The sequence below is a fragment of the Chryseobacterium sp. FG46 genome (genome assembly GCF_057809135.1).
In genome coordinates this window covers 1-25106 of the sequence record NZ_JBMDJJ010000026.1, presented here as the reverse complement: position 1 = coordinate 25106, position 25106 = coordinate 1, and the positions used below count along the sequence as shown (strand labels likewise).

Annotated in this window: 22 protein-coding genes; 14 read left to right on the top strand and 8 right to left on the bottom strand. The window is 36.0% G+C overall.

Annotated elements, in window-relative coordinates; genetic code table 11:
• The first annotated feature begins 159 nt into the window (after positions 1–159).
• Positions 160–645, top strand: coding sequence for a hypothetical protein (locus ACODR7_RS17215; protein ID WP_488840924.1), 486 nt, complete (start codon positions 160–162; stop codon positions 643–645).
• A 61-nt stretch (positions 646–706) separates the two neighbouring features.
• Here the strand turns inward: ACODR7_RS17215 and ACODR7_RS17210 are convergent, their stop codons facing one another.
• Entirely contained in the window at positions 707–1096 is a 390-nt protein-coding gene (locus ACODR7_RS17210) for a Fur family transcriptional regulator (RefSeq protein WP_488840922.1), read from the bottom strand.
• Positions 1097–1182: 86 nt separating this feature from the next.
• Between ACODR7_RS17210 and ACODR7_RS17205 the strand changes: the two genes are divergently transcribed.
• The 3 genes from ACODR7_RS17205 to ACODR7_RS17195 all read left to right on the top strand — a co-directional run bounded on the left by ACODR7_RS17205 (position 1183) and on the right by ACODR7_RS17195 (position 4201).
• The gene (locus ACODR7_RS17205; protein ID WP_076594704.1) at positions 1183–1521 is read left to right on the top strand and encodes a MerC domain-containing protein; all 339 of its coding nucleotides are present in this window, start codon (positions 1183–1185) and stop codon (positions 1519–1521) included.
• Between the two features lie 4 nt (positions 1522–1525).
• Entirely contained in the window at positions 1526–2728 is a 1203-nt protein-coding gene (locus tag ACODR7_RS17200; protein ID WP_488840919.1) for a GTP-binding protein, read from the top strand.
• 78 nt (positions 2729–2806) lie between these two features.
• Positions 2807–4201 (top strand): alkaline phosphatase, encoded by a 1395-nt coding sequence (locus ACODR7_RS17195; protein WP_488840917.1) that lies wholly within the window; start codon positions 2807–2809, stop codon positions 4199–4201.
• 84 nt (positions 4202–4285) lie between these two features.
• Here ACODR7_RS17195 and ACODR7_RS17190 read toward each other — a convergent pair whose 3' ends face one another.
• Together ACODR7_RS17190 and ACODR7_RS17185 are read right to left on the bottom strand one after the other, a co-directional pair.
• Positions 4286–5110 (bottom strand): anti-sigma factor, encoded by an 825-nt coding sequence (locus tag ACODR7_RS17190; protein WP_488840915.1) that lies wholly within the window; start codon positions 5108–5110, stop codon positions 4286–4288.
• Position 5111: 1 nt separating this feature from the next.
• Positions 5112–5681 (bottom strand): RNA polymerase sigma factor, encoded by a 570-nt coding sequence (locus tag ACODR7_RS17185; RefSeq protein ID WP_488840914.1) that lies wholly within the window; start codon positions 5679–5681, stop codon positions 5112–5114.
• Between the two features lie 89 nt (positions 5682–5770).
• Here ACODR7_RS17185 and msrB point away from each other — a divergent pair, with 89 nt between their 5' ends.
• The 5 genes from msrB (at position 5771) to ACODR7_RS17160 (ending at position 12907) form a co-directional block, all read left to right on the top strand.
• On the top strand, positions 5771–6286 hold the full coding sequence (gene msrB / locus ACODR7_RS17180) for a peptide-methionine (R)-S-oxide reductase MsrB (protein ID WP_488840912.1): 516 nt from the start codon (positions 5771–5773) through the stop codon (positions 6284–6286).
• Between the two features lie 117 nt (positions 6287–6403).
• The gene (locus tag ACODR7_RS17175; protein ID WP_488840910.1) at positions 6404–6973 is read left to right on the top strand and encodes a fasciclin domain-containing protein; all 570 of its coding nucleotides are present in this window, start codon (positions 6404–6406) and stop codon (positions 6971–6973) included.
• A gap of 79 nt (positions 6974–7052) precedes the next feature.
• Positions 7053–7763, top strand: a complete 711-nt coding sequence (locus tag ACODR7_RS17170; protein WP_110366192.1) for a ferritin-like domain-containing protein — start codon at positions 7053–7055, stop codon at positions 7761–7763.
• Positions 7764–7786: 23 nt separating this feature from the next.
• Positions 7787–8602, top strand: a complete 816-nt coding sequence (locus ACODR7_RS17165; RefSeq protein ID WP_488840908.1) for a ferritin-like domain-containing protein — start codon at positions 7787–7789, stop codon at positions 8600–8602.
• 405 nt (positions 8603–9007) lie between these two features.
• Positions 9008–12907 carry a response regulator gene (locus ACODR7_RS17160; protein WP_488840906.1) on the top strand — a complete coding sequence of 1300 codons (3900 nt, stop codon included), beginning with the start codon at positions 9008–9010 and terminating at the stop codon, positions 12905–12907.
• Between the two features lie 182 nt (positions 12908–13089).
• Here ACODR7_RS17160 and ACODR7_RS17155 read toward each other — a convergent pair whose 3' ends face one another.
• The gene (locus tag ACODR7_RS17155; protein WP_488840904.1) at positions 13090–13878 is read right to left on the bottom strand and encodes an XRE family transcriptional regulator; all 789 of its coding nucleotides are present in this window, start codon (positions 13876–13878) and stop codon (positions 13090–13092) included.
• A 448-nt stretch (positions 13879–14326) separates the two neighbouring features.
• On the opposite strand from ACODR7_RS17155, the gene ACODR7_RS17150 reads away from it, so the two are divergent.
• From ACODR7_RS17150 to ACODR7_RS17130, 5 genes are all read left to right on the top strand, one after another.
• Positions 14327–14611 carry a bacteriocin-like protein gene (locus tag ACODR7_RS17150; RefSeq protein WP_488840902.1) on the top strand — a complete coding sequence of 95 codons (285 nt, stop codon included), beginning with the start codon at positions 14327–14329 and terminating at the stop codon, positions 14609–14611.
• Between the two features lie 348 nt (positions 14612–14959).
• Positions 14960–15151 (top strand): hypothetical protein, encoded by a 192-nt coding sequence (locus tag ACODR7_RS17145; RefSeq protein ID WP_488840900.1) that lies wholly within the window; start codon positions 14960–14962, stop codon positions 15149–15151.
• Between the two features lie 273 nt (positions 15152–15424).
• A complete protein-coding gene (locus ACODR7_RS17140) occupies positions 15425–16918 on the top strand; it encodes a BspA family leucine-rich repeat surface protein (protein ID WP_488840898.1) in 1494 nt (497 codons plus the stop codon).
• Between the two features lie 166 nt (positions 16919–17084).
• The gene (locus tag ACODR7_RS17135; RefSeq protein WP_488840896.1) at positions 17085–17792 is read left to right on the top strand and encodes a hypothetical protein; all 708 of its coding nucleotides are present in this window, start codon (positions 17085–17087) and stop codon (positions 17790–17792) included.
• A gap of 656 nt (positions 17793–18448) precedes the next feature.
• Positions 18449–19408, top strand: a complete 960-nt coding sequence (locus ACODR7_RS17130; protein WP_488840894.1) for a DUF6624 domain-containing protein — start codon at positions 18449–18451, stop codon at positions 19406–19408.
• Between the two features lie 436 nt (positions 19409–19844).
• On the opposite strand, the gene ACODR7_RS17125 is transcribed toward ACODR7_RS17130, so the two are convergent.
• Genes ACODR7_RS17125 through ACODR7_RS17110 form a run of 4 tightly spaced genes read right to left on the bottom strand, consistent with a single transcriptional unit; the run spans position 19845 to position 24913 of the window.
• The gene (locus ACODR7_RS17125) at positions 19845–21251 is read right to left on the bottom strand and encodes a TolC family protein (protein ID WP_488840893.1); all 1407 of its coding nucleotides are present in this window, start codon (positions 21249–21251) and stop codon (positions 19845–19847) included.
• Positions 21232–22548 (bottom strand): HlyD family secretion protein, encoded by a 1317-nt coding sequence (locus ACODR7_RS17120; protein ID WP_488840891.1) that lies wholly within the window; start codon positions 22546–22548, stop codon positions 21232–21234. Before ACODR7_RS17120 ends, ACODR7_RS17125 begins: the two co-directional genes overlap by 20 nt.
• A 5-nt stretch (positions 22549–22553) precedes the next feature.
• The gene (locus ACODR7_RS17115) at positions 22554–24227 is read right to left on the bottom strand and encodes a peptidase domain-containing ABC transporter (RefSeq protein ID WP_488840889.1); all 1674 of its coding nucleotides are present in this window, start codon (positions 24225–24227) and stop codon (positions 22554–22556) included.
• A gap of 8 nt (positions 24228–24235) precedes the next feature.
• On the bottom strand, positions 24236–24913 hold the full coding sequence (locus ACODR7_RS17110; protein WP_488840887.1) for a TetR/AcrR family transcriptional regulator: 678 nt from the start codon (positions 24911–24913) through the stop codon (positions 24236–24238).
• Positions 24914–25106: the final 193 nt, after the last annotated feature.

Sequence of the window (25106 nt, the reverse complement as noted above, 5' to 3'; positions counted from 1 at the left end):
TACCGGCCACGACTAGTTAAAAAACCGCTTATTTATTATTTTACCCTGTGAATGGCTTCAGCCGAAACTTAAAATATAAAAAAATAAAGACCAATTTTCCAACAGGAGTGATTAAATTTTAAAGCCGTACCTTTACTTCACCAAACAAAATAGTATAATATGTCATTTATAACACCGGAAGGAGCTAGGAAGGCTCAGTTATCCCTATCTGAAAGAACACCTGTTGCTCATGCGGTTCTCTCAGGGGAAGAGAACATTTCGAAATACAACAGTGGAGTATGTCATGATGTGGTAGCCTATGCATTGTATATGCGTGGTGCCAGGATAAGCCCTACCCAGCTTGCAGAATCGGCAGGACAGAAATGGTTAACCTTATTCAATTATCCGGCGGGAGAAAAATGGGATGGATATACACCCATTCCGGCAGGAAAAGCTATTGGTTTTTACAGACTTATTGATAAGACATTCTTTCATTCAGCGATTACCACGGGAAACGGAAACGAAATCAGATCTGTTAATGGATTTTCATTAGGATCTGCATGGACAGTACCTGTGGATATGAAATGGGTATTGGGTAAAATGAATTCTGACGGAACCTTCAATTATGATGGAACCAAAATAGAAGTCTATATTTCTTCTTTATAAAAGAATTTCTATTTCCATAAAAAAGGCAGATCAGCATATTCGCTTTTCTGCCTTTTTACTTTTAAGCATCAGCACATTTAGGACATATCCCGCTGATAATAAAATTATATTCCTGTGCGATAAAATGTTCCGGCAAACTGATTTCCGGAATAGCGTTTTCAATACACGTAACGGAATGACATTCTTTACAGTTAAAATGAACATGATTGTGAAAATGTTGTTCATGGGTACATTTCCCACTGCATTTTGCAAAATTCACCACACCGTCAATATTGACGATCTTGTGTATAGCACCTTCGTTTTCAAGCCTTTCCAGAACTCTGTAAATGGTTACTCTATTGCACAGATCTCCAAGTTTCTTCTGAATATCAGAGTGGGTAAGGGCTACCTCTGAACCATTAATCAGGTTTAAAATTTCAGTTTTGGCGTGAGTATTTCTGACTTGTTTCATTTTTTAATGCAACAAAGTTGCGGTATTTAAATTTTTATCTTTACTTTTGCAACAAAGTTACGATAAGAAAATTAATCCATACTATTATGAAATCAAAAATTCTTGATGCTGTAGGAATCTCCGCTGCTGTTTTATGCCTGATTCATTGTATCGTCTTTCCATTATTACTGATTGTTCCCTTGGGAATATCCCATAACCCTTATATTGATCTGGTTTTCCTTTTCATTGGAGCTGTTGTAGTATTCAGAATAACGAAGAAAATAGAAAAGCAATGGCTGAAGTTTCTATTCTGGGTATCACTGGCTCTTATTTTTATTTCTATACTGGCAGATTTTCTGTTTGAAGTACATCTTCCTCTGATCTATATGGGAGCTGCCGGTTTGATTACAGGCCATCTTATCAATTTTAAAAATCATAAACATTAAAATCATGACTAGGAAACTTCCTGTAACGGTACTCAGCGGCTTTCTGGGAGCTGGAAAGACAACATTACTGAATCATATTCTTCACAATAAACAAGGCTTAAAAGTAGCGGTCATAGTGAATGATATGAGCGAAATTAATATTGATGCAAGACTTATTGAAAATCAAAATACCCTCTCCAGAACAGAAGAAAAGCTTGTTGAAATGAGTAACGGATGCATCTGCTGTACACTTCGTGAAGATCTTATGGTAGAAGTAGAACGTTTGGCGAATGAAAACCGTTTTGATTATCTCCTTATAGAAAGTACGGGAATCAGCGAACCTATTCCTGTTGCCCAAACATTCACTTATATTGATGAAGAAAGTGGAATAGATCTGTCCCGTTTCAGTTATGTGGATACAATGGTGACAGTGGTTGATTGTTTCAATTTCATGAATGATTTTGGCTCTGATGAAATGTTGCTGGATCGCGATCTTACCGATATGGAAGGCGATTACAGAACGATTGTCAATCTTCTGACCGACCAGATTGAATTTGCCAACGTGATTATCTTAAACAAAACAGATCTTATCAATACTGAAACCCTTGGTTTTTTAACAGCAGCCATAAAGAAACTGAATCCGGAGGCTGTTCTTCTCCATTCAGAATTTGGAAAAATTGATCCTCAAAAGATCTTAAATACAAAGCTTTTTGATTTTGACAAAGCACAGTCTTCAGCAGGCTGGCAAAAAGAATTACAATCCGATCATCACACACCGGAAACTGAAGAGTATGGGATAAGCTCATTGGTTTTCAGAGATAAAAAGCCTTTCCATCCTTTGAGACTTTGGGAATATCTGAATCATCATTATCCTGAAGGAGCCATCAGAGCTAAAGGTTTGTTCTGGCTGGCCTCAAGACCTGACGATGCTTTAAATTTTTCTCAGGCAGGAGGTTCTTTCAGACTTGAAAAAGCAGGAGTTTGGTGGAGTAGTATGCCTATGAATCACAGGGTGCAGTATTCTTCATTTGTAGACAACCAAAAGTTTATAGAAAGCAGATGGGATAAAAACTGGGGCGACAGAATCAATGAACTGGTGTTTATCGGGCAGAATCTGGATAAAGATCAAATGCTGGCAGACCTTCAGCTATGTCTTGTTAATGAAAGAGAAAAGGAACAATTCGATAAGAAACTAAGCTTTGAGGATCCGTTTCCAAAGCATATTTAAAATTAACCTTTAATTAATGCAACAACGTTACGATAAAAAATTAAATACAATACCTTTCAGCATTATTTCAAAAACAATATGGACAGAAGAAAATTTCTAAAAGGATCTGCACTGCTTTCAGGGTTATTGACCTTATCACCATCTGATCTCTGGAGCTTCGGGAAGAATACCGAACTTCGCCATAAAGGAAAAGCGAAGAATATCATCTTTATGGTAAGTGATGGGATGAGCCTCGGAACACTTTCAATGGCAGACCTGTATTCACGGAATATTTTAGGAAAAGGGAGTAACTGGCTTAATCTGTATCATGACCAAAAAGTAACCCGTGCTTTGATGGACACCGCTTCAGCAAGTTCTATTGTTACAGATTCTGCAGCGGCAAGTTCAGCTTTTGGAGGCGGAATCAGAGTAAAAAACGGGACGTTGAATATGGGAGCTAACGGAGAGAAACACCTTCCCATATGGCAAAAATATAAAAAAGCAGGAAAGAAAGCCGGTTGTGTAACTACTGTAACCATTACTCATGCTACTCCCGCAGGATTTTGTGTAAATTCTTCCCAAAGAAATGCTGAACCCCAAATTGCAGAAATGTATGCCGGGCTTGAACTCGATGTACTGTTAGGAGGTGGAGACGAATTTTTCAACCCTGCAAAAAGAGACGATAAAAAAGATCTCTATTCTGTTTACAGCAAAAAAGGATACCGGATTCTGAAAACACAAAATGATCTGAAAGAAATCAAAAAAGGAGAGAAATTATTAGGCATTTTCAGTACAGGAGCATTACCATATAGTGTTGACAGAGCGAATCTTCAGGAGTATAAAAATACGCCAACTCTTGCTGAAATGACCCACACAGCCATCAATCAGATGAAAGATCATCCCGAAGGTTTTGTCCTTCAGGTAGAAGCCGGAAAAGTAGACTGGTCTGCTCATGCCAATGATGTGGCAGCGCTCATCCATGATCAGCTGGCATTTGATGAAGCAGTAAAAACAGTTATGGATTTCGCTGAAAAAGACGGAAATACTCTAGTGATTATCACAACAGACCATGGGAATGCTAATCCGGGCACTATTTACGGAGCGGATGCAACCAGGCAATTTAACAGCATTTCCGATTACAAATACACCAATGAATACATTCTGAACAGGATTCACAAAGATTATTCGGTAAAAGATATTAAAGACTGGATCTATGAGAGCAACAGGATTACTCTGAATGACGATGAGGCCAGGCATATGCTAAGCTTCTACAATGGTCTTGAAAAAGAAGAAGGACTGTATAATTATAAGAAACTGCCTTTTAAATTATATTCAGAAATTCAGAAAAGCAGGAATTCTGTAGGATGGATCAGCATGGATCATTCCGGAGATTATGTGGAAGTAGCTGCGTATGGTCCAGGAAACGAACTTTTACAGCCGTTTATTAAAAATACAGACCTTCACGATCTGATGCTGAAGGCCTGTCTGGTATAGACATTCATATTTTTTCATATTCAATTATTTGGGAGATACGAGGCGGATTGATTGTGTCCGCCTTGTTTTTTTGTGTAAACGGGGCTAAATTTTCCCCATTACAAACATATTTTCCATAGTAGGAACATTACTTCCACCTGCTTTTTCAAGTGTAATGGCAAAAGCCTGCGCATTAGGAATACTGGCCAAAGCAGTCCTGCTGTCTTTATCTTCGGTGTACATTCCTGCATTCACCGGTTTCCCATCCTCTATTGCCCAAAGCTGATACTGCATTCCTTCAGGGGCTTTAGGAAGTTTTTCCGCATTCAGATAAACTTCTTTTGTTTTTTTATCCCAGAAAACCATTGCTTTGGCCTCTGCATGTTTTTCTACCCCTTTCAGCATAACCATCTGCATATCTGGATTGGAAAACATATCAATCTTCCGGTTCATTTTTTCCATAGCCTGATCCTGCTGCTTTTTATCCGCTATCATTAAAGCCATTTCTTTTTGATTGGCAGATTGAGTATTCATCCAGAATAGATTTCCTCCAACACTTACCAGGAATAATACTGATGCCGCTATAGCATATGTTTTCCAGGGCGTATTTTTCTGATACTCCTTTATGTCTGTATTATTTTCTGTCCGTCCTTTTACTTCAGGGAGATCTGCAGGAAGGGAAGGAGATACTTCTTCAACAGTCTGTTCCTGCTGAATCTTATTCCAGATCTTTGATTTCAAATCACTTGGAGGTGTTACAGCCTGAGCTGTCGCCAGATCTTCCAAAGTTTTTTGTGCTTCTTCAAAAGCTGTTTTTACTTCAGCATTATTCTTCATCACACACTCCAAAATCCCTGCTTCTTCAGGAGAAGCATGGCCTAGAATATAAGATTCTATAATTCCGGATGATATGTATTCTTTAGTGTTCAATTTATTGATAATCTTTTAGCAAATCTTTTAATTTCATCAGTGCATTTCTCATTTTTGTTTTTACCGTTCCCAGCGGTATCTTCAGTTTCTCGGATATTTCGTTTTGGGTATATCCCTGATAATAAGCAAGGTCTATAAGCTCCTGCTTGTCTGCTTCCAGACCTTCAAGCACATTATTAAATCCAATATAATCGGAAGAATTATTAGTGGTTGAAAGCTCTGCAGTATTATATACGAAATCCGGAAGTGATTGGTTTTTAAGTTCATTTTGGAAAGCTTTCGATTTTAAATAATCGATAGCGGTATTCCGTGCTATATTGATCATCCAAGTGTAAAATCTGCCTTTGGAAGTATCATACTGATGGATAGAGTTCCATATTTTAACAAAAACATCCTGAATAACTTCTTCGGTATATTCTTTAGACTGAACGATTCGAAGAATAATCCCATACAGCGCACCGGAATAGTGCTCGTATAGATAATGAAAACCATTTTCGTTTTTTTCTTTTAGTAAAACGATAAGTTGCTCTTCAGAATAGGTTGTTTTAATAGCTTTTATTTTTCTATCCAAATGTAATAAAATAAAATAAATTCCCAACAAAATCTCAGTAAACTTTTATTTCGTAAATGATTTTAAGAAAATAATTAAAAAAAATCAATATGAAAACATTCGTTTCAAAAACAATACTTGCTTTTTGCTTTGCCTTATGTTTAGAAGGTTATAAAGCACAAAGCACACTTTTCAAAGCTAAAAATCCCTATTATTCTCACACCTCAGAAAACATTCTGAAAGTAAGCAATAGCGAATGGAAAAAGATTTTAAAGCCAGAGCTTTATCAGGTTGCAAGAGAAGGTGCCACAGAAACTGCTTTTACAGGGAAATATTATGAATTTGATGAAAAAGGCACTTATTATTGTGCAGTATGTGGAAATTCTCTTTTTATTTCAACCTCTAAGTTTGCCACCACCTGTGGCTGGCCTTCTTTTTATCAGCCCATCCATAAAAACAGTGTGAAGTACAGAAAAGACACCTCTTATCATATGGAGCGTACTGAAGTACGATGTGGAAGATGTGATTCTCACCTTGGTCATGTTTTTGATGACGGTCCAAAACCTACAGGAAAACGTTTCTGCATGAATTCGATCTGTCTTGAATTTGTTCCGGATAAAAAATAAAACACTACAAATCAATTAGTTAAAATAAATTTTATTTTTTTTAAATCTAAAATAAAACCTACCTCGTAAATGACATTAAAAGCACAATTAAATATAATTAATTAAAAAATCAACACAATGAACACACATTCAAAAATCACAGTTTTAGCAATGGTAGCATTATCATTTGCTTTCAGCGGAAAGGTAACTGCACAAACGATGAAAGAAAAAACAGTAATGGTAGGAGGAGCTCCTATGTATCCTTCCAAAAACATTATTGAAAACGCTGTCAACTCCAAGGATCACAAAACCCTTGTAGCTGCGGTAAAAGCTGCCGGCCTGGTAGAAACATTACAAGGTGAAGGGCCTTTTACGGTATTGGCTCCCACAGATGCTGCCTTTGCAAAGCTTCCGAAAGGAACAGTAGAAAACCTTGTAAAGCCTGAAAACAACGCAATGCTTACTTCTATTTTAACCTATCATGTTCTTCCAGGAAGATACAGTGCCAAAGAAATTTGGGCAGCCGTAAAATCAGGAAACGGAAAAAGCATGATGAAAACAGTGCAGGGTGAAGACCTTACATTCTGGACAAAAGGTAAAGATCTTTACATAAAAGATGCAAAAGGAAACAGCGCAAAAGTAACGATTGCCGATGTGAACCAATCTAATGGGGTAATTCATGTAATAGACACGGTATTGATGCCATAATAAATTCTAAGATTTCAAACAGCATATCCATTATGCTGTTTTTCTTCCTCTTATGTGTCCAACACTAAAAATTAATAATATGAAAAAAACAATTCAGGTTTCTAATCAGGGCGCTACCCTTGATACCAGTAGAAGAAACTTTTTAAAATTAGGTGGAGTAGGATTAGCCATCGCAGGTCTTACCATCATTGGATGTAATGATGATGATGACTTCCAGATTATAGAAGAATCCAAGTACGATCTTGGAACAGGAGATGTAGGTGTACTTAATTATGCCTATGCTTTGGAACAGTTGGAAGCAGATTTTTATACGAAAGTGGTCAACAATTTTTATACGGGAATTTCCAGTATTGAAAAAGAAGTTTTTACAGATCTTTATCACCACGAAGTTATTCACCGTGATTTCTTCAAAGTTGCAATCAGCGGTGCCACAGATCATGTGCTTCCTAAACTTGAATTCCAGTATCCGAATGTGAATTTTAATGATCGGAATTCAGTACTAGCAACAGCCAAAGCATTAGAAGATACCGGTGTTGCAGCTTACAATGGAGCAGGGAAATATATTTCCAATCCTGCTTACCTTGTGATTGCCGGTAAGATAGTTTCCGTAGAAGCCAGACATGCCTCTGCCATCCGAAATCTAATTAATCCCGGATCAGCAGATTTTTCAGGAGATGATGTGATAGATGCCAATGGACTTGACCTTGCCAAGGAGCCTAAAGATATTGTAATGGCTGCCGGAGCATTTATCAAAACACCTTTTACCTGGAAAGAAAGAGGAATCAACTAATCATTCACCTTAAAACTCACATTATGAATATTCTTAGATTACTGGATAAGCTTTCTGATGATAAATTTTTCACTACAGAAGCTTCAAGACTGGAAACCATTACGAATATTTCTTTATTCGGAAAAAAAGCAGCTACAGCAGCAATACCTCTTGGATTGGGGGCGATGATGGCTACTCCTGCCAAAGCAGAAACTACAAAAACGGCATTAACAGGTACTGCTTTAAAAAGTACCCTTACAGATGCTTTACAACTGGCATTGGTACTGGAATATCTCGAAAATGAATACTACAGCATAGGATTGTCAACCCCCGGACTGATCCCCAATGGAGACAGAACCGTTTTCATGCAGATTTCAAAACATGAATCCGCTCACGTAAGCTTTCTGAAAAGCACGCTGACTTCTTTAGGAACAACTCCCGGAAATAAACCTACTTTTGATTTTACAGCCGGCGGAAATTTCATGCCTTTTACAGATTATAACCAATTTCTTATCCTTGCTCAGGCCTTTGAAGATACCGGAGTAAGGGCTTATAAAGGACAGGCCGGAAATGTGATGTCCAACAAAGTGGTACTTCAGGCAGCATTACAGATTCACTCCGTTGAAGCAAGGCATGCCTCACAGGTAAGAAGAATGAGAGCCAACAAAGGATGGATTGAGCTTGCAAACGGAGGAAATATGCCTTCAGCCACCAATCCTGTTTATGCCGGAGAAGACAATACCAATCAGGCTGGTTATAATACAGGCGCTCTTTTTGGTGCTGCAGCAGGTTCTGCAGCTTATGACGAAATCTTAAGTGGCAGCGATGCACAAACTATTGCTTCACTGTTCATAGTTTAGTTGTGATTTGGATGATGATAAGTGGTGAGTCCATTTCCGAATTTTCGGGAATGGACTTTTTCTAAACCACCAATCGTCAGACCTTAAGAAAATACATAATCAATACTTATATTGATCCCGGTTCATCCATTAAGTACCATACTTCACATATAGTACTTTTCATTTTCATAATGCGTGTTATTTCTTTCAGAACGTAACATTTACCTCAATTAATCTGAAATAAATATACATATAGCTTTATTAACATATTTACTGCAATAGAATACAAAATTATTTCGTACTTTGGTTTACCTATTAAAATAATAATTTGAATAGCCTTAAAATATTTAAAATATTAACTTTAAGGTCTTGATTATCATTTTTTAATAATGAAAAAAGAAAAATCTCTAATTGTTGATATAACATATGAAGAAGTATCCAATTCCTGCGAATGAAGAAGAGAGAATGAAGAAACTGGAGTATTTTGATCTTTTAAATCTTGAAAAAGATCCCCAGTTAGACATTTTTGCAGAAACAGCATGCCTGGTGACAGGCTGTCCTGCAGCGCTTATTTCCATGATGGAAAGCGAAACCCAGAACATTCAAAGCTGTGTGGGAATTGCTCTGGATCTTGTAGACAGGAAAAGCACCTTATGCCAGTATTCTATTGCAAGTGGGGACATAGTAGTCATCAATGATACTTTGTCAGATGAAAGATCTTTTGATAATCCAATTATTCTTGAAGGCGAAATCCGGTTTTATGCAGGAGTACCTTTGATTGATGATGAAGGATTCGTATTAGGGACAATCTGTGTGATCGATTATAAACCTAAAACAATTACAGACGATCAGGTTTCAACGCTGAAAAAAATAGCAGAGGCCATTACAAAAGTCCTTATGGGAAAAAGAAAAAACATCCAGGCGGAGTATTTTCAACAGACCTTTACTATTTCCAATAACCTGATCTGTGTTCTGAATAAAGACTTCTTACTGAAAGAGGCTAACCCGGCTTTTGAAAATACTTTTCAAAGAGATAAAGGTCAGATTCTCAATCAGAATTTCCTGGACCTGATAGGAAATCATAATTCTCAACTCCAATTGCTTTCGGAAAACCTACCCAATACGGATGAAGAAGTAACATTTACTACTTCAACCAATGTAAATGGTAATCAAACTATCATTATTGAATGGTATTTAAAGCTCAATCAAAACCATTCAGAGATTTTTTGTTTCGGAATCAATATCACCCAACGCATCGAAGAAAAACTTAAACTGGAAAGCTCTGAGCGCCGCTTCAGAAGCTTCTTTGAAAATGCCATAGGATTGATGAGTATGCATGATATGGAAGGGAATATCATTGCTGTCAACGAAAAAGGGAGAGAAATCCTGCAATATTCTGCCGAAGAAGTAGAAGGATTGAATTTAAAAGATCTTGTTCCCCAAAAAAACTGGCCTCTTCTTGAGCAATATCTCGAACGGATCAACAAAAATCATGAAGATTTCGGAACCATGATCCTGAAAACCAAAGGAGGTGAAGAAATGATCTGGATGTACCACAATCTTGTTGAAATCAATAAAGAAGGAAATCCCTACGTTATAAGCACCGCACTGAATGTTACTGAAAGAGTGACTTTGGAAAAAGATCTGGTGCATACCAAAAAGATGCTGGAACAGACAAGTGCTGTTGCTCAGGTGGGAGGATGGGAAGTGAATCTGAAAAATAATACCGTAATCTGGTCACAGTCTACAAGAGAAATCCATAAAATAGATAAAAATTTTAAGCCGGATTTTGAAAATGCACTGGGCTTTTACAGTGAAAGAAGCCGGGAAAGACTGGAATTCTTATTGGAAAGAGCTATAAAAGAAGGCGTACCCTACGATGAAGAATTACAGCTTGTACAGAATGGCGGTGTGATGATCTGGGTAAGAGTAAAAGGTATACCTGAATTTGAAGACGGAGTATGCACCAGAGTCTACGGAATCATTCAGAATATTGATACATTCAAAAAAATCTACCTTGAGCTGGCCAAAAAAGAGGCTATGCTGCAGTCTTTTGTTACGTATGTACCTTCTACAGTAGCGATGTTTGACAAAGATCTTAATTATGTTTCTGTAAGCAGAAGCTGGAAAGATGAGTTCCAGCTGAACGACATCAGGCTTATTGGCGAAAACATGTTTAAAATCTCTCCCAATGTACCAGATGAAAGATTAAAAATATATCAGGATGCACTGGCGGGAAAGGCTTACAAGAATGAAGACATGGCAATAGAAGTTCCAGGTAAGGGAATTATTCAGCATTACAGCGTAGAAGTCACCCCATGGTATCTTTCCAATAATGTTATCGGGGGAATTATTGTTTCTGCACAAAATATTACAGGATCTGTAAAAATCAACAGAGAACTGAAAAATGCCAAGAAAATGGCAGATATTGCCAGCAAAGCAAAATCTGAATTCCTGGCCAATATGAGCCATGAAATCCGAACTCCACTGAACGGTGTGATCGGTTTTTCCGACCTCCTTTTAAAAACTCCGTTAAACGAAATACAGACTCAATATCTTAATTATATCAATGAATCAGGAGAAAATTTATTGAATATCATCAACGATATCCTTGATTTTTCCAAGGTAGAATCCGGAAAAATGGATCTCATCGTTGAAAAGTCCAATATTTATGACATGGTAGGTCAGGTAATTAATGTTATCCTTTACCAGTCACAGAAAAAAAATATAGAATTACTGCTGAATATAGAGCAGGGACTTCCTGAAACCATCTGGCTGGATGAATCAAGGCTGAAGCAAATTCTGATCAACCTTCTTGGCAATGCCGTGAAATTTACGGAAAAGGGAGAAATAGAACTTAAAGTAGAAAAACTGAATTTAGACAACAAAAATATCACACTCAGATTTTCAGTAAGAGATACCGGAATTGGTATTCCTAAAGAAAAACAACAGCATATTTTCAATGCCTTTACCCAGGAAAACAGCTCTATCAGCAAAAGGTATGGAGGAACAGGTCTCGGACTTACCATTTCCAATAATATTCTGAAATACATGGGAAGCAGCCTATCACTGGTGAGCGAACTTCAGGAAGGTTCTGTTTTCTATTTTGATATAGAGGTTCCCTATGAAATGTGCTACAGCCATGAAGATGAAGAGCTGAATATAAACAAGGTCCTTATTGTAGATGATAATGAAACCAACAGGATTATTATTCAGCACATGCTTGCGTATAAAAATATAGATTCCAAGCTTGCTGCCAACGGAATGGAAGCACTTCAGATACTGCTGGCAGGAGAACGTTTTGATGTTATTCTGATGGATTATCATATGCCTGTTATTTCCGGGCTGGAAACCATAGAAAAAATCAAAGAACTATTTGAGGAACAGAATGAATCATCTCCTCTGATTATTCTCCATACGTCTTCTGAGGAACACGATGTTATCAATTCTTTCCGTCAGGAAAACAATTCTTACTTCCTGCTGAAGCCTATCAAGTCCGAAGAGCTTTACAAAACATTGAGACGTGCTGTAAAGAATACTGAAAAAGAAATAACCAACAGCACACAGCCGGAAGCCGCAACCTCCATACTGATGCAGTCGCCACAGGTCTTACTCGTAGATGACAACCCGGTGAACATGGTTCTTAATCATAAAATGATGCGCTCACTTATTCCCGATGCTCTGCTTACAGAAGCCACGGATGGGCTGCAGGCAGTTCGGCAGTGTAAAGAAAAAATATTCAATATTATTTTAATGGATGTTCAGATGCCGGTAATGGATGGTATTGAAGCAACCAAAAAAATCCGTTTACTCCCGCAATATTCCCATGTTCCGATTATTGGCGTTACTGCTGGAAATGTACTGGGTGAAAAAGAAAAATGTCTGGATTCCGGGATGAATGACTTCCTTCCTAAACCTTTAAGACAAAATGATCTGCTGGAAATGCTGAAGAAATACATTCCTAATGAAAATAATCTTCCCTCAAATAAAGAAAATTATCTGGATATAAATCTTCTGAATAAACAAATAGGCGATGACGATGAAGATTTCAGAAAAGTATTTTTAGATCTTGTAATAGAACAACTTACTCAGGCTGAAGAAGACATAAAAAAAAGCACTGCTGAAAAAGACAGCACCAATCTGAAATTGATCCTTCACAAGCTTAAAGGAACAGCAGGAACAGCAGGATTGGTAAGACTTACAGAACTTACTGCCAGCTGGGAAAATAAAGCAGAGCCCAACATGGACTTTGGTATCATGGAAAAAGAAGTGATCCGGGAAATAACAACAGGATTACAATTATTTAAAAATCTGAAATTATGCTGATTCTAATCGCCGAAGACGACAAACTAATTCTAAAACGATTGAACACAAATTACTAAAAGAAGGAAACGAAGTAATCCTGGCCTGAAACAGAAGGACGCTATTGAATCCCTTAAAACCAGAGAGTTTAAAAATACTCCCGGTGTAAAAACCAGGAGTATATTATATAATAAGTATTTTAAATATTAAGATTGCTTGCGGCGACGGCCTGAAACCTTTTTATCAAGATCCCTGATGTCCTGTCTCAGTTCACGGAACATCTCTTTAAAATTGTAGCTTTCATAATCACCCGGCTCAAAATCTTCAGGGAAAATTCCTGAAGCATACTGCCAGATTTCCACTACTTCTTCAAAAGGAATATCATAAGGTTCATAAAATGAATTGTCAGCACTTACGCAGATCGCATTTTCTTTTCTTTCTTTAAAACGCTTGTAGGTAATCCCGTCATTTAAGGTGACAAAAACATAGGTTTTACCTTCTTTCAGTTCATTGATTCCCTCTACGTATTTTCCGACAATATAAGATCCGTTTCTGAACGGAGGCATAGAATCGCCATCCGCAGGAAAAGCTCTGTATTTTCCATTGGTAAGAAAAGGAAGAGCAATACGCTGAAGACTTTCGATATATTCGATATCGCTATAACCTTCCAGATAACCCATTGAAGCCTTCTGGGGAATAATTTCTATGGTATCATTTCCATGATTATCTACGGCTACCGGAAGAACAATTCTGTTATCCGGAAGCTTTAGCATTTCATCTATCGGATGTTTCTCAATATCTACAGACAGCATAAGATCAATACTTACATGGAAATATTTTGAGATTTTTATCAACAGTTCGATAGGAGGTTCAGAAATTCCGTTTTCATATTTTGAATACCGAACTCTTGAAATCAATAATTCATCGGCCACATTTTGTTGGGAGAGCTTTCTCCTGGCTCTTAAAAAGCGTATATTATTTGAAAAAACTGACATTGATATAAGTATGTCAGCAAAAATACAAAATTTGATTCCGTTATCAATAAACAGAACGGTTTTTACTACAAGAAGAACATAAATTTTATTCTACTCTTATCTTTTTTCCAAAATGAATCAATTTAAATGCTTCAAAGATCAGTTTTTATCTTACTGAAGGTCTAGCTACAAATAAATATATAAAATTTCAGACATATTAAAAAATAGATAGCGATAAATGATATTTAGTACAAAAATAATAACTCAAAATTCCACAAATTGAATTATTAATTTTAACTTTTAGAAAATCAATTACATATAAGCAAAATTAATATTTTAATAAAAACATATTAATATTAATAAAATATTAAACAATAATAACGTATAATTAATTTATTGAAAATAATTTGCAATTAAGGATTAATTATTCATATATTCGTGATGTAATAATCATATAAAAATTATAGTTATGAAAAACTTAAAAAAATTAGACAGAAACGAATTAAAAGCTATTTCAGGTAATGGATTACTAGATCCAATCGGCGGTCTTCTAGGTGGACTAGGAGGAGTAGTTGGCGGTGTAGTTGGCGGTGTAGGTACTATCGTTGGTGGAGTAGTTACCGGCGTTGGTTCTACAGTAGGTGGAGTAGTTGGCGGTGTAAGCACTGTTGTAACTAATGCTTTATGCCAGACACAATGTGTTGTAAATGGTGTAGTTCACATCAAATTACTTGAATGCGGTTCTACTTGCTAATAAGTAAGCATTGACATTAAAATCACGAGACTGCCTTTTTAAGGTAGTCTCTTTTTTATGAGAAAATTTTAAATATAGAGACAAAATCCGGAATGCTTACAATTTCGTGATTATTTTTATCTTAACCATTTCACATTCCATTATTTCATCAGAAAAATGAGAACTCAGTTTTAAGAAAACCTTATTTTTTATAACTTTTAATATTTCAGCTCTCAGTACATCATCAGGAGTGCTTCCTTCCAGGTTTTTTTTAGAGTTTGTATATTTTTTTCTCTACTCGAATTCCGGATCTCCGGTTATCAGAAGTTTAAGCGGAAACCGGGTAAAAATATTAATCCTGAACTTCCGATGCCTGCATTTTCACTGCTGAATGCCCGTATTTCCTGTAAGGACAGCAGTCTGGGTTTAGGTGATCTCGAATATTATATCATAGGAAACAATCTGCTGAATGCTGAGGCCAGACTTCAGAACTCTCAGTTAAAATTTCTCAGTCCGCTTCCCGGAATTAGTATTTCCGCCGGTGTGAAAATAACCATATAAAAACCCTATTTTTCTGCAGCTGTTATTTCAAATGACAGCTGCTTTTTTTACATGGTTATTAATTGTTATAGCTATTCTGTTGGTCTGATTTCACCAATGTTTTTATCGTATAATTTTCATCAAAAAAAACTAAAAAAAAGGCTATTAAATTATAATACGACGAGTTTTGTCGCTGTGCGCCAGTACCTTTGTATCAGAGATAAGATAAAGAATCCCGGGAAATTAATTGTCTTACCCAAACCAATTTTAACCTTAAAACAACTTTTTTAAATTATGTGTAAAAAACAACTAATAATCATTTTTCTTCTTTTATTTTGCATTTCCTATGCGCAAAATGAATTTACTACCATCTGGAAACCCAATGCAAACGGCATTATTGATCATTCAATAAGATTCGGCGGCACAGGAACCGATTACACCATTTACTGGCAAGAAGTAGGATATCCTGAGCATAACGGGATGTTTGATTATGTAACCTCTAGCAGCAATGAGCCTTTACTCATATATTTTGGGCCATCATTCCATCCAGATCCTCTGCAGGCCACTTACGAATTAAAAGTATCCAGCGGTAACGGATTATTTTACGGGTTCAGGGCCAATGCCGAGATCATGCCTCCTGGTGGAAATCAGGAACTCATAGAACTCAGCCAGTGGGGAAATACGACATGGCTTCAGCAATTCGACAGAGCATTCGCCAACTGTCCCAATCTTAACGTAACGGCTGCAGATACTCCTGATTTGACACAGATAACCAGTTTATCACAAATGTTCCTTAACTGTTCATCTTTGACAGGCCATACTTCATTTTCTTACTGGAATCCATTCCGTATTACGGACATGAGCGGTATGTTCAGCGGAGCGACGCTGTTTAATCAGAATATCGGAAACTGGGATACAGCAAAAGTAACCAATTTCAGCAGCATGTTTTCTTCTGCTTCTTCCTTCAATCAGGATATTTCTGCCTGGAATACGATATCCGGAACTGATTTCTCCTCCATGTTTGCAGATGCCACAGCTTTTAACCAGCCATTAAATTCATGGAATACAGAAAATGCGACTAATTTCCGCTATACATTCTATAATGCGGGAGCATTTAATCAGCCTCTTGATAACTGGAATACAGGTAAAGTGACAGATTTTGAGCATATGTTTGAAAATGCAGTATCGTTCAATCAGCCCATCGGAAACTGGGATGTAAGTAAGGCTGATTATTTCGCCGGATTTAATATGTTGGCAGGTGCTTCACATTTTGACCAGGATATTTCTTCGTGGAATATCAAGCTTCAAAACTTCAGCTGGAATACAATCTATTTCGGATTTAAAAATGCAGGCTTATCATGTACGAATTACAGCAATTTTCTCATCGCTCTGAATAATAATCCTACCTGGGCGAACTCAACAATAACGTCCGGAACTATAGATGCAACAGGATTGGTTTATTCTACACCGCAAGCGATGCTGGCCAGAGCACAGCTGATCAGTAAAGGGTTTAATATTATTGGAGATTCCTATATTTCCGGTTGCTTTCTGTCAACAAGAGAGGCTTCTCCAAAAACAAAAACTTCCGCTTATCCTAATCCAACGACAGGAGTGATCAACGTGGAATCGTCAGCAGATGAAAATGTTTATTTATATGATAATAACGGTAACCTCATTAAAAATATATTGTTTAGAAAAGGGAAAAATACCATCGATCTGACTGAATATCCTTCAGGAGACTATATCTTTAAAGGAGATACTTTTTTCAATAAAATCACCAAGCAATAGTAGAACAGCTGAAAGGTTAGCTATTTAAACTCAGCTCCAAAGTCTTAGTACTTTGGAGCTTTATGGTTTTCCTCATTTTATATATAAATAACTGTATTATATTTGTGTAAAATAGAATAACCAACTGCAAACTAAGAATTGAATTCCAATATACAAAATAACAATTATGAAAAAAACAATTACTTTTTTTACTATTCTCTTATCGATAGTGAATATTCAGGCTCAGGAAAATATTGATTTATTGACCTACGAAAACACACAGGATATTAATTTCTTCAACACTATTAAAAACGGTGCCCAGGTTAAGGAATATATAACAACGAGTAAAAATAGTGTGAAGGTAGGTGATACTTTAATATTAGGATCTCCAACCTCTGAAGAACTGAATACAAGGACTTATTCAGGAAGTTACGGGAACAAAGCAAGAGGTGGGATTTCACAATCAAGAAGTACTTCCAAAAAGACTTATGAATTTGTACAAATGGGAAGGCCGGCTGGATTTGGAAGTATTATGTCTGCTATGGGTGGTGAAGCACAGAATATGGCAGATATCAGCTTAAAAAATACTAAAGTGATTGTCAGAGAAATAAAGACTTATCACAGAGGCAGCAAAAATAAGCCTCTGTATGTAGTTATGGTTTTGGGAGAAATAAATGACAGAGCTTTTGGAATCAATAAATATTTAAGCGTGATGGATACGGAGTTAGGGATTGAGTCTGGTGAAATTCTTTTAAAAAATAGAAAAGTGACCAGGGAAGAAGCGATTGCAAAATTAAAAGAAGCAAAAGAACTCGTGGAAATTGATATGATGAGCAAGGAGAAGTTTGAAGAATTGAAAAAAGAACTTGCTCCGATTATTAACAATAATAACTAAGAATTACACTTATATTGATAGTATGGTGAGCAACTTTCCGGATATTTTAACGAATAAAAAAGATAATGAAAAGAAGCCTGAATTTCGAAATGCACTATTTAATTTAGACAAAAGCATTATCAGCAATGACAATGTAGAACATCTGATTACTATATACAACTCAGCAAAACAATTAGATATTCGCAATAAAATATTGAAATTGCTATATGATTTTAATTATCCATTATTGAAGGATTTAAAGAAATTTTAGAAAAAGTAAACATACAATACGAGACCATGCCGGATGCTTTTAAAGGACATTATAGAATTGATGACAATGGGGACATAAAATGCTGAAAAGCCAGGGAGAATCTAAGGCAATTATGGACAGATTCTGGGAAGAAGAGAGAAGCAAGCTAAAATAACTCATTTAAATTTTTAAAAATATTTTTAAGATGATGTTCAATTTAAAAAATTCTGACATTTTATCTAAAAACAAAAGATTCATCAAATCATCCAAAACTTAGGATGATTTTTTTTGTGATTTCTTAACAATCCCATCATCAAAATAAATTTTATATTCGTAGCATAAATGGCTTTGTAAAAATTATATCAATTAAATTGAGCCTGAAAACAAAACGTAACCATCTAAAATTTAAGAATTAAATACAGAAAAAATGAGAAACACTATTTATGCTTTGTTGTTATTATTTTTATTCACAGGCGCTAATGCTCAGGAATACTCAAAATTAATAATTGAAGCTGATCAATTATACAGGTCAAAAGATTATAAAATGTCTACTGATGTATATGGTAAGGCTTTTAAAATCGAAAATGAAAATCCAAGTCACTTATATAATGGGGCATGCTCATCTTCCTTGGCAGGAAATACAAAACAAGCATTCAAATGGCTAAACCTATCCATAGATAAAGGCTGGACCAATCTGAAGCACTTAAAATCTGATACCGATTTGGATAATCTACATTCAAAAAAAGAGTGGGGGGAAACCATTGAAAAGTTAGAAAAAAAAATAGCAGCGATAGAAGCCAATTATGACAAACCATTGCAGGCAGAATTATTGGCAATTCTTGAGGAAGATCAAAAATATAGAATGCAAATGGATGAAACGCAAAAAAAATTTGGTCCGCAATCTAAGGAAATGAATGACCTTTGGAAAAAAACAATGCAGAAAGACTCGCTTAACCTGTTAAAAGTAAAAAAAATATTAGATGAAAAAGGCTGGGTGGGTAAAGACAAAGTAGGCGCACAGGCCAATAGTGCCTTATTTCTTGTGATTCAGCATTCAGATCTGGAAACGCAGAAAAAATATCTACCGATGATGAAAGAAGCTGTCACAAAAGGAAATGCAAGTGCCGGTTCTTTAGCGTTGTTAATTGACAGAATAGAAATCCGGGAAGGCAGAAAACAAATATACGGAAGCCAGATAGGAATCAATCAAAGTAATAATACTTACTATGTTTTACCTTTACTAGATCCGGATAATGTAGATAAAAGAAGAACAGAAGTTGGCTTGGGTTCAATCTCTGACTACGTTAAAAACTGGAATTTAGCTTGGGACGTTGAAAAGTACAAAAAAGATTTACCTGAATTAGAAAAATTAAATAAGAAGAATTAAATCAATAAAAAAACTTCTGATCACAAGCAGTTTACAAAATGGCGGATTTAGGACTTAGTAGAAATTCCTTAATCCGCCATTTCTAAAATAATTTGCATGCAGATGAGATTGATATACTTAGAAGCTATTAGAACAACTTAGATGGAGTTGAATATTACTTGAAAATCTGATACCTCAATCAAGAGGGTAAAATAATAAAATTCAACATGTGGTGTAGATCTTTGAATCCAAAATAATATTCAATTTAACATAATATAAATTATAGGATTTTTATTACGGAAATGAAATAGAGTATTAACCTCCTGAGAATCCGTTATTTTTACATTTTCCCTGCCCAATAGTTTTTAACGGCTTCTGGGAACTTCTTCAGTATAAACTCATCCAGAAAATCTCAAGCTTACCTGCATTTAATTCCCAGAAATATCCGTAAGACTATTTACCTCAAAAAATTCTCATTCAGCCATTTCAGTTTGTTATAGCTTTTCAGGAATTTGGCCTTCAGTTCAATGTTTTTTTCTCGGGCATCCAGTAATTTATTTTCTCTGGAATTAATCAGGAATAAAGAACTTTCCCCATTGCTGAACCTTGTTTCCTCAGCATTCAGAAGCCGGCGGTAATTATTCAGATTCCTGGTGGAAATATCAATCTGCATAAAATAATTACTCACTTCGTTTTTATAGGTTTCAATTTTGGTTTCCAGTTCACGGGTTTTAAGCTGAGAATCCAGCTGGTTTTGAGAAATCTTCAGCTTGGCGATTTCATAATCTGCTCTTGCCTGTCTCATGAAAATGGGAATCTCCAGTTTCAGTCCGTACTGGAAATTATTATCAAATAAAGGCAGAAATTCAGATTTGTAATTTTCTTTATTGAAGAAATTATAGGTAAAATCCAGTTTTGGAAGAAAACTCTGCCATTTCAGTCTTTTTTCACTTTCCAGAATATTCTGTTTTTGAAAATAATATTCCAGTGAAGCATGATTCTGAAGCTGTTTTGATTCTAAATTCTGTACCAGAAAATCATAATCGGTATATCCGGAATGCTGATCGAGATTGGAAGACGGAAAAATAAGCGTTGAAATTTCATAAAAATCCTGATTTTCTTTCCAAAGATACATCTGAAGCTCCTGAGTACTCTTTACAAAACCAAGATAAGCATCCCTTTCCTGAAGCTCAAAACTTTGTAATTGAGAAGCAGCTTCCACCGTATCAATTGCTGGTCTTTCACCGTACTGATATGTTTTTTTTGTAAGCTCAAGGCGTTCTCTGTTAATTTCTACAGCCGATTTCTGTAATTTGTAGATTTCATAGGTTTTCACCCATTCCCAATACGTATTTTCTGCATCAAGAAGAAGCTCGTTGGTAAGAACGGTCTGCTCTGCTTCCGTCATTTTCAATCCGAATTTTGCCTGATCAAGCATTGCTCTTCTTTTATCATACAAAAGATTTTTTGCCAAAGGCACCGTAACCCCAAACTGATACAAACCTCCTTTTGTTTCGCTGCTGTTCAGTTTTTCTCCATCCAGATAATTGTAACTTCCGGTAATGTCGATTCCGTACCAAGTAGGAATTCCGAGTTCTACATTTTTCTGTTCGTAATATTTTGTTCCGTCAATATTTTTTTCTCCCAGTTTTCCTGCAATCACCGGATCAAAATTTCCTTTTGCTTTGGTAATTTCAGCATTGGCAATTTTATTCTGAAGCTGATATCTGAAAGCCAGCGGATGATAATTTTTCACAATATTCAGAAATTCCTGATGAGAGAGTTTCAGAGAATCCTGCGCAAAAGAAAACTGAATACAAACCAGAACGAGAAGCGCTGAAAATTTATTTTTTAGACTTTTCATCTTTTGAAGATTTTTCGGTTTTTACTTCATAATAATCCGGTGGGAATCCGTTGATATTTCGCCACAATTCGTACCAGATAGGAACATCATTAAGAATGGCAATACCCTGAACTCCGGTTCCCATTTTGATCTTCGGAGGCCATTGTTTTTCATTTTTATCCTGAATCACCAATGCTTTGAACATTCCGTTTGCACTGATGTTGTTTTCTACCGCAATCACTTTTCCTGCAAAAGTTCCGTAGCTGGAATTCGGCCAACCTGAAAAAACAATCGCCGGAAAACCATCGAAAATACACATCACCCGCTGTCCTTCTTTTACCAAAGGCAAATCGACAGGTTTAATGTAAACTTCTACGGCGTAATCTACTTTCTCAGGAACAATGATTCCGATACTTTCACCATCTTTCAGAATTTCTCCAATTCCGGCTTTATTGATCTGTACAACCTGTCCGTCCTGAGAAGCAATCACGAAATACAAACCTTGTCTTGCTTTGTAATTGGCAACCTGATTTTCGAGTTTGGCAATATCGCCGTCACTTCCTTCAATCTGTCCCATACTCTGGAAACGGTCGCCCTCGGTTTTGCTCAGTTTTTCATTATAATCCTGAATAACTGCATTCTGTTCGATGCTTACATTCACAATTTCCTGTCTGGTTTGGGCTAATTTATTTTCGGCTGCTGTTTTTTTAGCCAAAGCATTTTGGTAAGAAACACTTCTCTGCTGAAATTGGGTTAGCGAAACCAAACCTTCATCATACATTTTCTTCTGTCTTTCGTATTGGTCGGAAGTCATTCTCAGTTCGTTTTTAGCAGCTTCCAGTTCTGCTTCTTCTCCTGCTAATTTATTGTTGAGCTGACTGATTTTTACTGTAAGCTGATTCAGTTTTAAATCTCTTGCGGAATTCATAGCCCGGATCTGGCTGTTGGTGGTTCCAACTTTGGCTTCGTAATAATCTCTCACGCCCTTTTTGGCTTCCACCTGCATTTCGGTTCTTTTTACCAAAAGCGGATCCAGGTAATCTTCTTTTACTTCAGAAAGCTGAAGAAGAGTGTCGCCTTTTTTTACATAATCACCGTTTTTCACATACCATTTGATGATTCTGCCCGGAATTGGTGAATTGAGTTGCTGCGGACGCTGTTCCTGATAAAGCGTACTCACATTTCCCATTACCTTGATGTTTTGGGTCCACGGCAAAAACAGTACAATGATGCCTCCAATCAATATGAAAAGAAACCATATTTTAACCCTTGATTTTTTGTGGATGTGATATATTTTATTGACTGACTGCAATTCCATCTTTTTTAGTTTTTGTTAAATAAAGTTTTCACTGTTCCATCTTCTACCAGCAGCCTTTGATCTGCATCGTTGATTAGGTTTTCATTTTCTGATACTACAATGATTGTAGAAACCTGTTTCAGTTTTATAAGATACTCTTTCATTTTAGTTTTAAAAGTATCATCCATTCCTTCAAAAGGGTCTTCCAGTATCAATAATTTTTTGGCGCCCACTAATGTTCTGAGCAGCAATATTTTCTTTTTGATGCTAAAGGATACTTCAGTATCCGTTTCGCTAATCCGGGTTAAAAAACCGTTGCTGAACTGGCTGGAAAGGTCTTCAACCCCTATTTCTTCAGATAATTTCAGAATTTGCTCAACTGTAGTTTCATTGTGACCCAGAACAATATTTTCATAAACGGTTTCTTTTATTATCGTCATATCTTTTAGATACAAACCAATCAGGTTTCTGAGTGAAGATTTATCGATATTTTTAAGCGGTATTTTATCAAAAAAAATACTCCCTGAAGTGGGTTCATAAAAACCGCTGATCATATTCAGGAGCATAGATTTTCCTGCTCCCAACTTACCTGAAATGACTGTAAGCGAATTTTTTTTAATTTTAAAATTGACATTTTCAAAAATTTTCTGATAATCGTTAAAAGAAAAATGTACTTCTTTGCATTCTATTTCAAAACCTCCTTTTTGAGATTCAAAATCTATAGTGCCTAATTTTTCTTCGGGCAGATTGGTAATTTTATTCAGTTTTGCCAACGCAGCAATTACATCATAATAACTTTCAAGACTTTTGATCAGTTTTTCCACAGCTGTCATAATACTTAACACTACAATTTCGGTGGCAATGAATGCACCAATGTTCAATTGCTGGTTTACTAAAAGATAAGTTCCAATCACCAGCATTACCAATGTAATGATTACTTTAAATGCAATGATCGTTTTATATTGAAAAACCAAAACCTTGAAATGTTCCGTACGATGATCCAGATACTGTACTACTCTATTATCAGTTTCTGCAAGATGAATCTGTTTCTTAGAATTGAATTTGAATGTTTTTACAGATGCAGCAATATCTTCAATCCAGGAAGCCACTTCATATTTTTTATCACTTTCTTCAATACTGGATTTAATCCCGCTTTCCATTGTAAATCTGAAAATAATGACCACGCAGATCACCACTAAAGCCCCAAAAACCAAAAACCAGGGATGGTAAAAGGAAAGAAGCAGAATTCCAAATAAAATCTGGATCAGAGCTGTAGGAATTTCCAGTAAGATTTTTGAAATTCCTTTCTGTAGATTCTGGGTATCAAAAAAACGGTTCACAAGTTCTGGTAAATAATATTTTCTCGTTTGTGATAAATCTACTTTAGGAAGTTTTTCAGCAAAGGCAAGAGAAAATTCAACAAAAATTTTCTGCTGTATCTTCTCAATGATCTGCATTACTTTCAGCCGGAAAAAACCACTCAGCCAAGTTCCTAAAACTACAAAAGCGATCAGAATATAGATAGAAGTTGCCATCGTTGCTCCCATCACAAAACTGACAATAGATTGTATACCCAAAGGTATGCTCAGCATCACCAAACCATTGAGGATAGCGTAAAAGTAGATATTGGTAACATCTTTTTTGTCCTTGGTAATATACTGAAACAGTTGTCTGCTGTATTTTTTTGGAGAATTGTCCATCGATCGGTTTATTTTAAAAGATTGGTGGTTATGAAACGCAGATAATCCAGCACAAAATTTTTATGATCCTTTTTTTGGGTATGATTATCTGTAAGCTTTGGAAGATGTTCACTAAAAAAATGCTGATCGTGCGCTGTTTCCAAAAGTGTACTTGCAAATGATTTGGGGTAAGGAAAATCCGGTTTGGCTTCAGAAATGACTTCTCCAAAAAAAGCACAAAGACTTTTCAAAGGACTGAAAACCATTTCTTTATTAATTTCATCTACTTCTTTTACCAAATAAGCTTTGCTGCTTTCTGCAATGACTATTGTATGCAGTTTTACCAAGTCATAATCTTCTATCATTGTATTGGCGTGATCCTGATGTGTAATAATGTTTAACAGTTTATCTATTTTTTCTTTAGGATCTTTTATTTCTAGCAAGCGAAACTTGGATATCAGCTCCAGGTAAGACCAATACCAGTTGAGAATGTAGGTAAGAAGTTTATGCTTTGATGAAAAATAACGATAAACGGTAGCTTCTGTAGAATTGATTTTCTGTGCCAGTTTTTTAAATGTGAAGCTCTCAAACCCTGTTTCATAAATCAGCTCAATAGCATTTTTTACAATAGCTTTACCTATTTCGCTATTTTCAGGATCTTTAAGATAAAGATTTTCGTTGACTTTAAATTTTAACTGAAATTCCATTGTAGTAATTATTATGAATACAAATATAAAACTATAATGAAAATAAGCAAAACTTATACCATTGTATAAAATACTACAATTATAATAGTAATACTATTTATTAAAACAGCATTGTTTTTATTGTTGATGATATATAAGGGATCAGTCTCAAAAGTTGGGGGGAATGTTTAGTCATTGTATCTTTGTAATATGC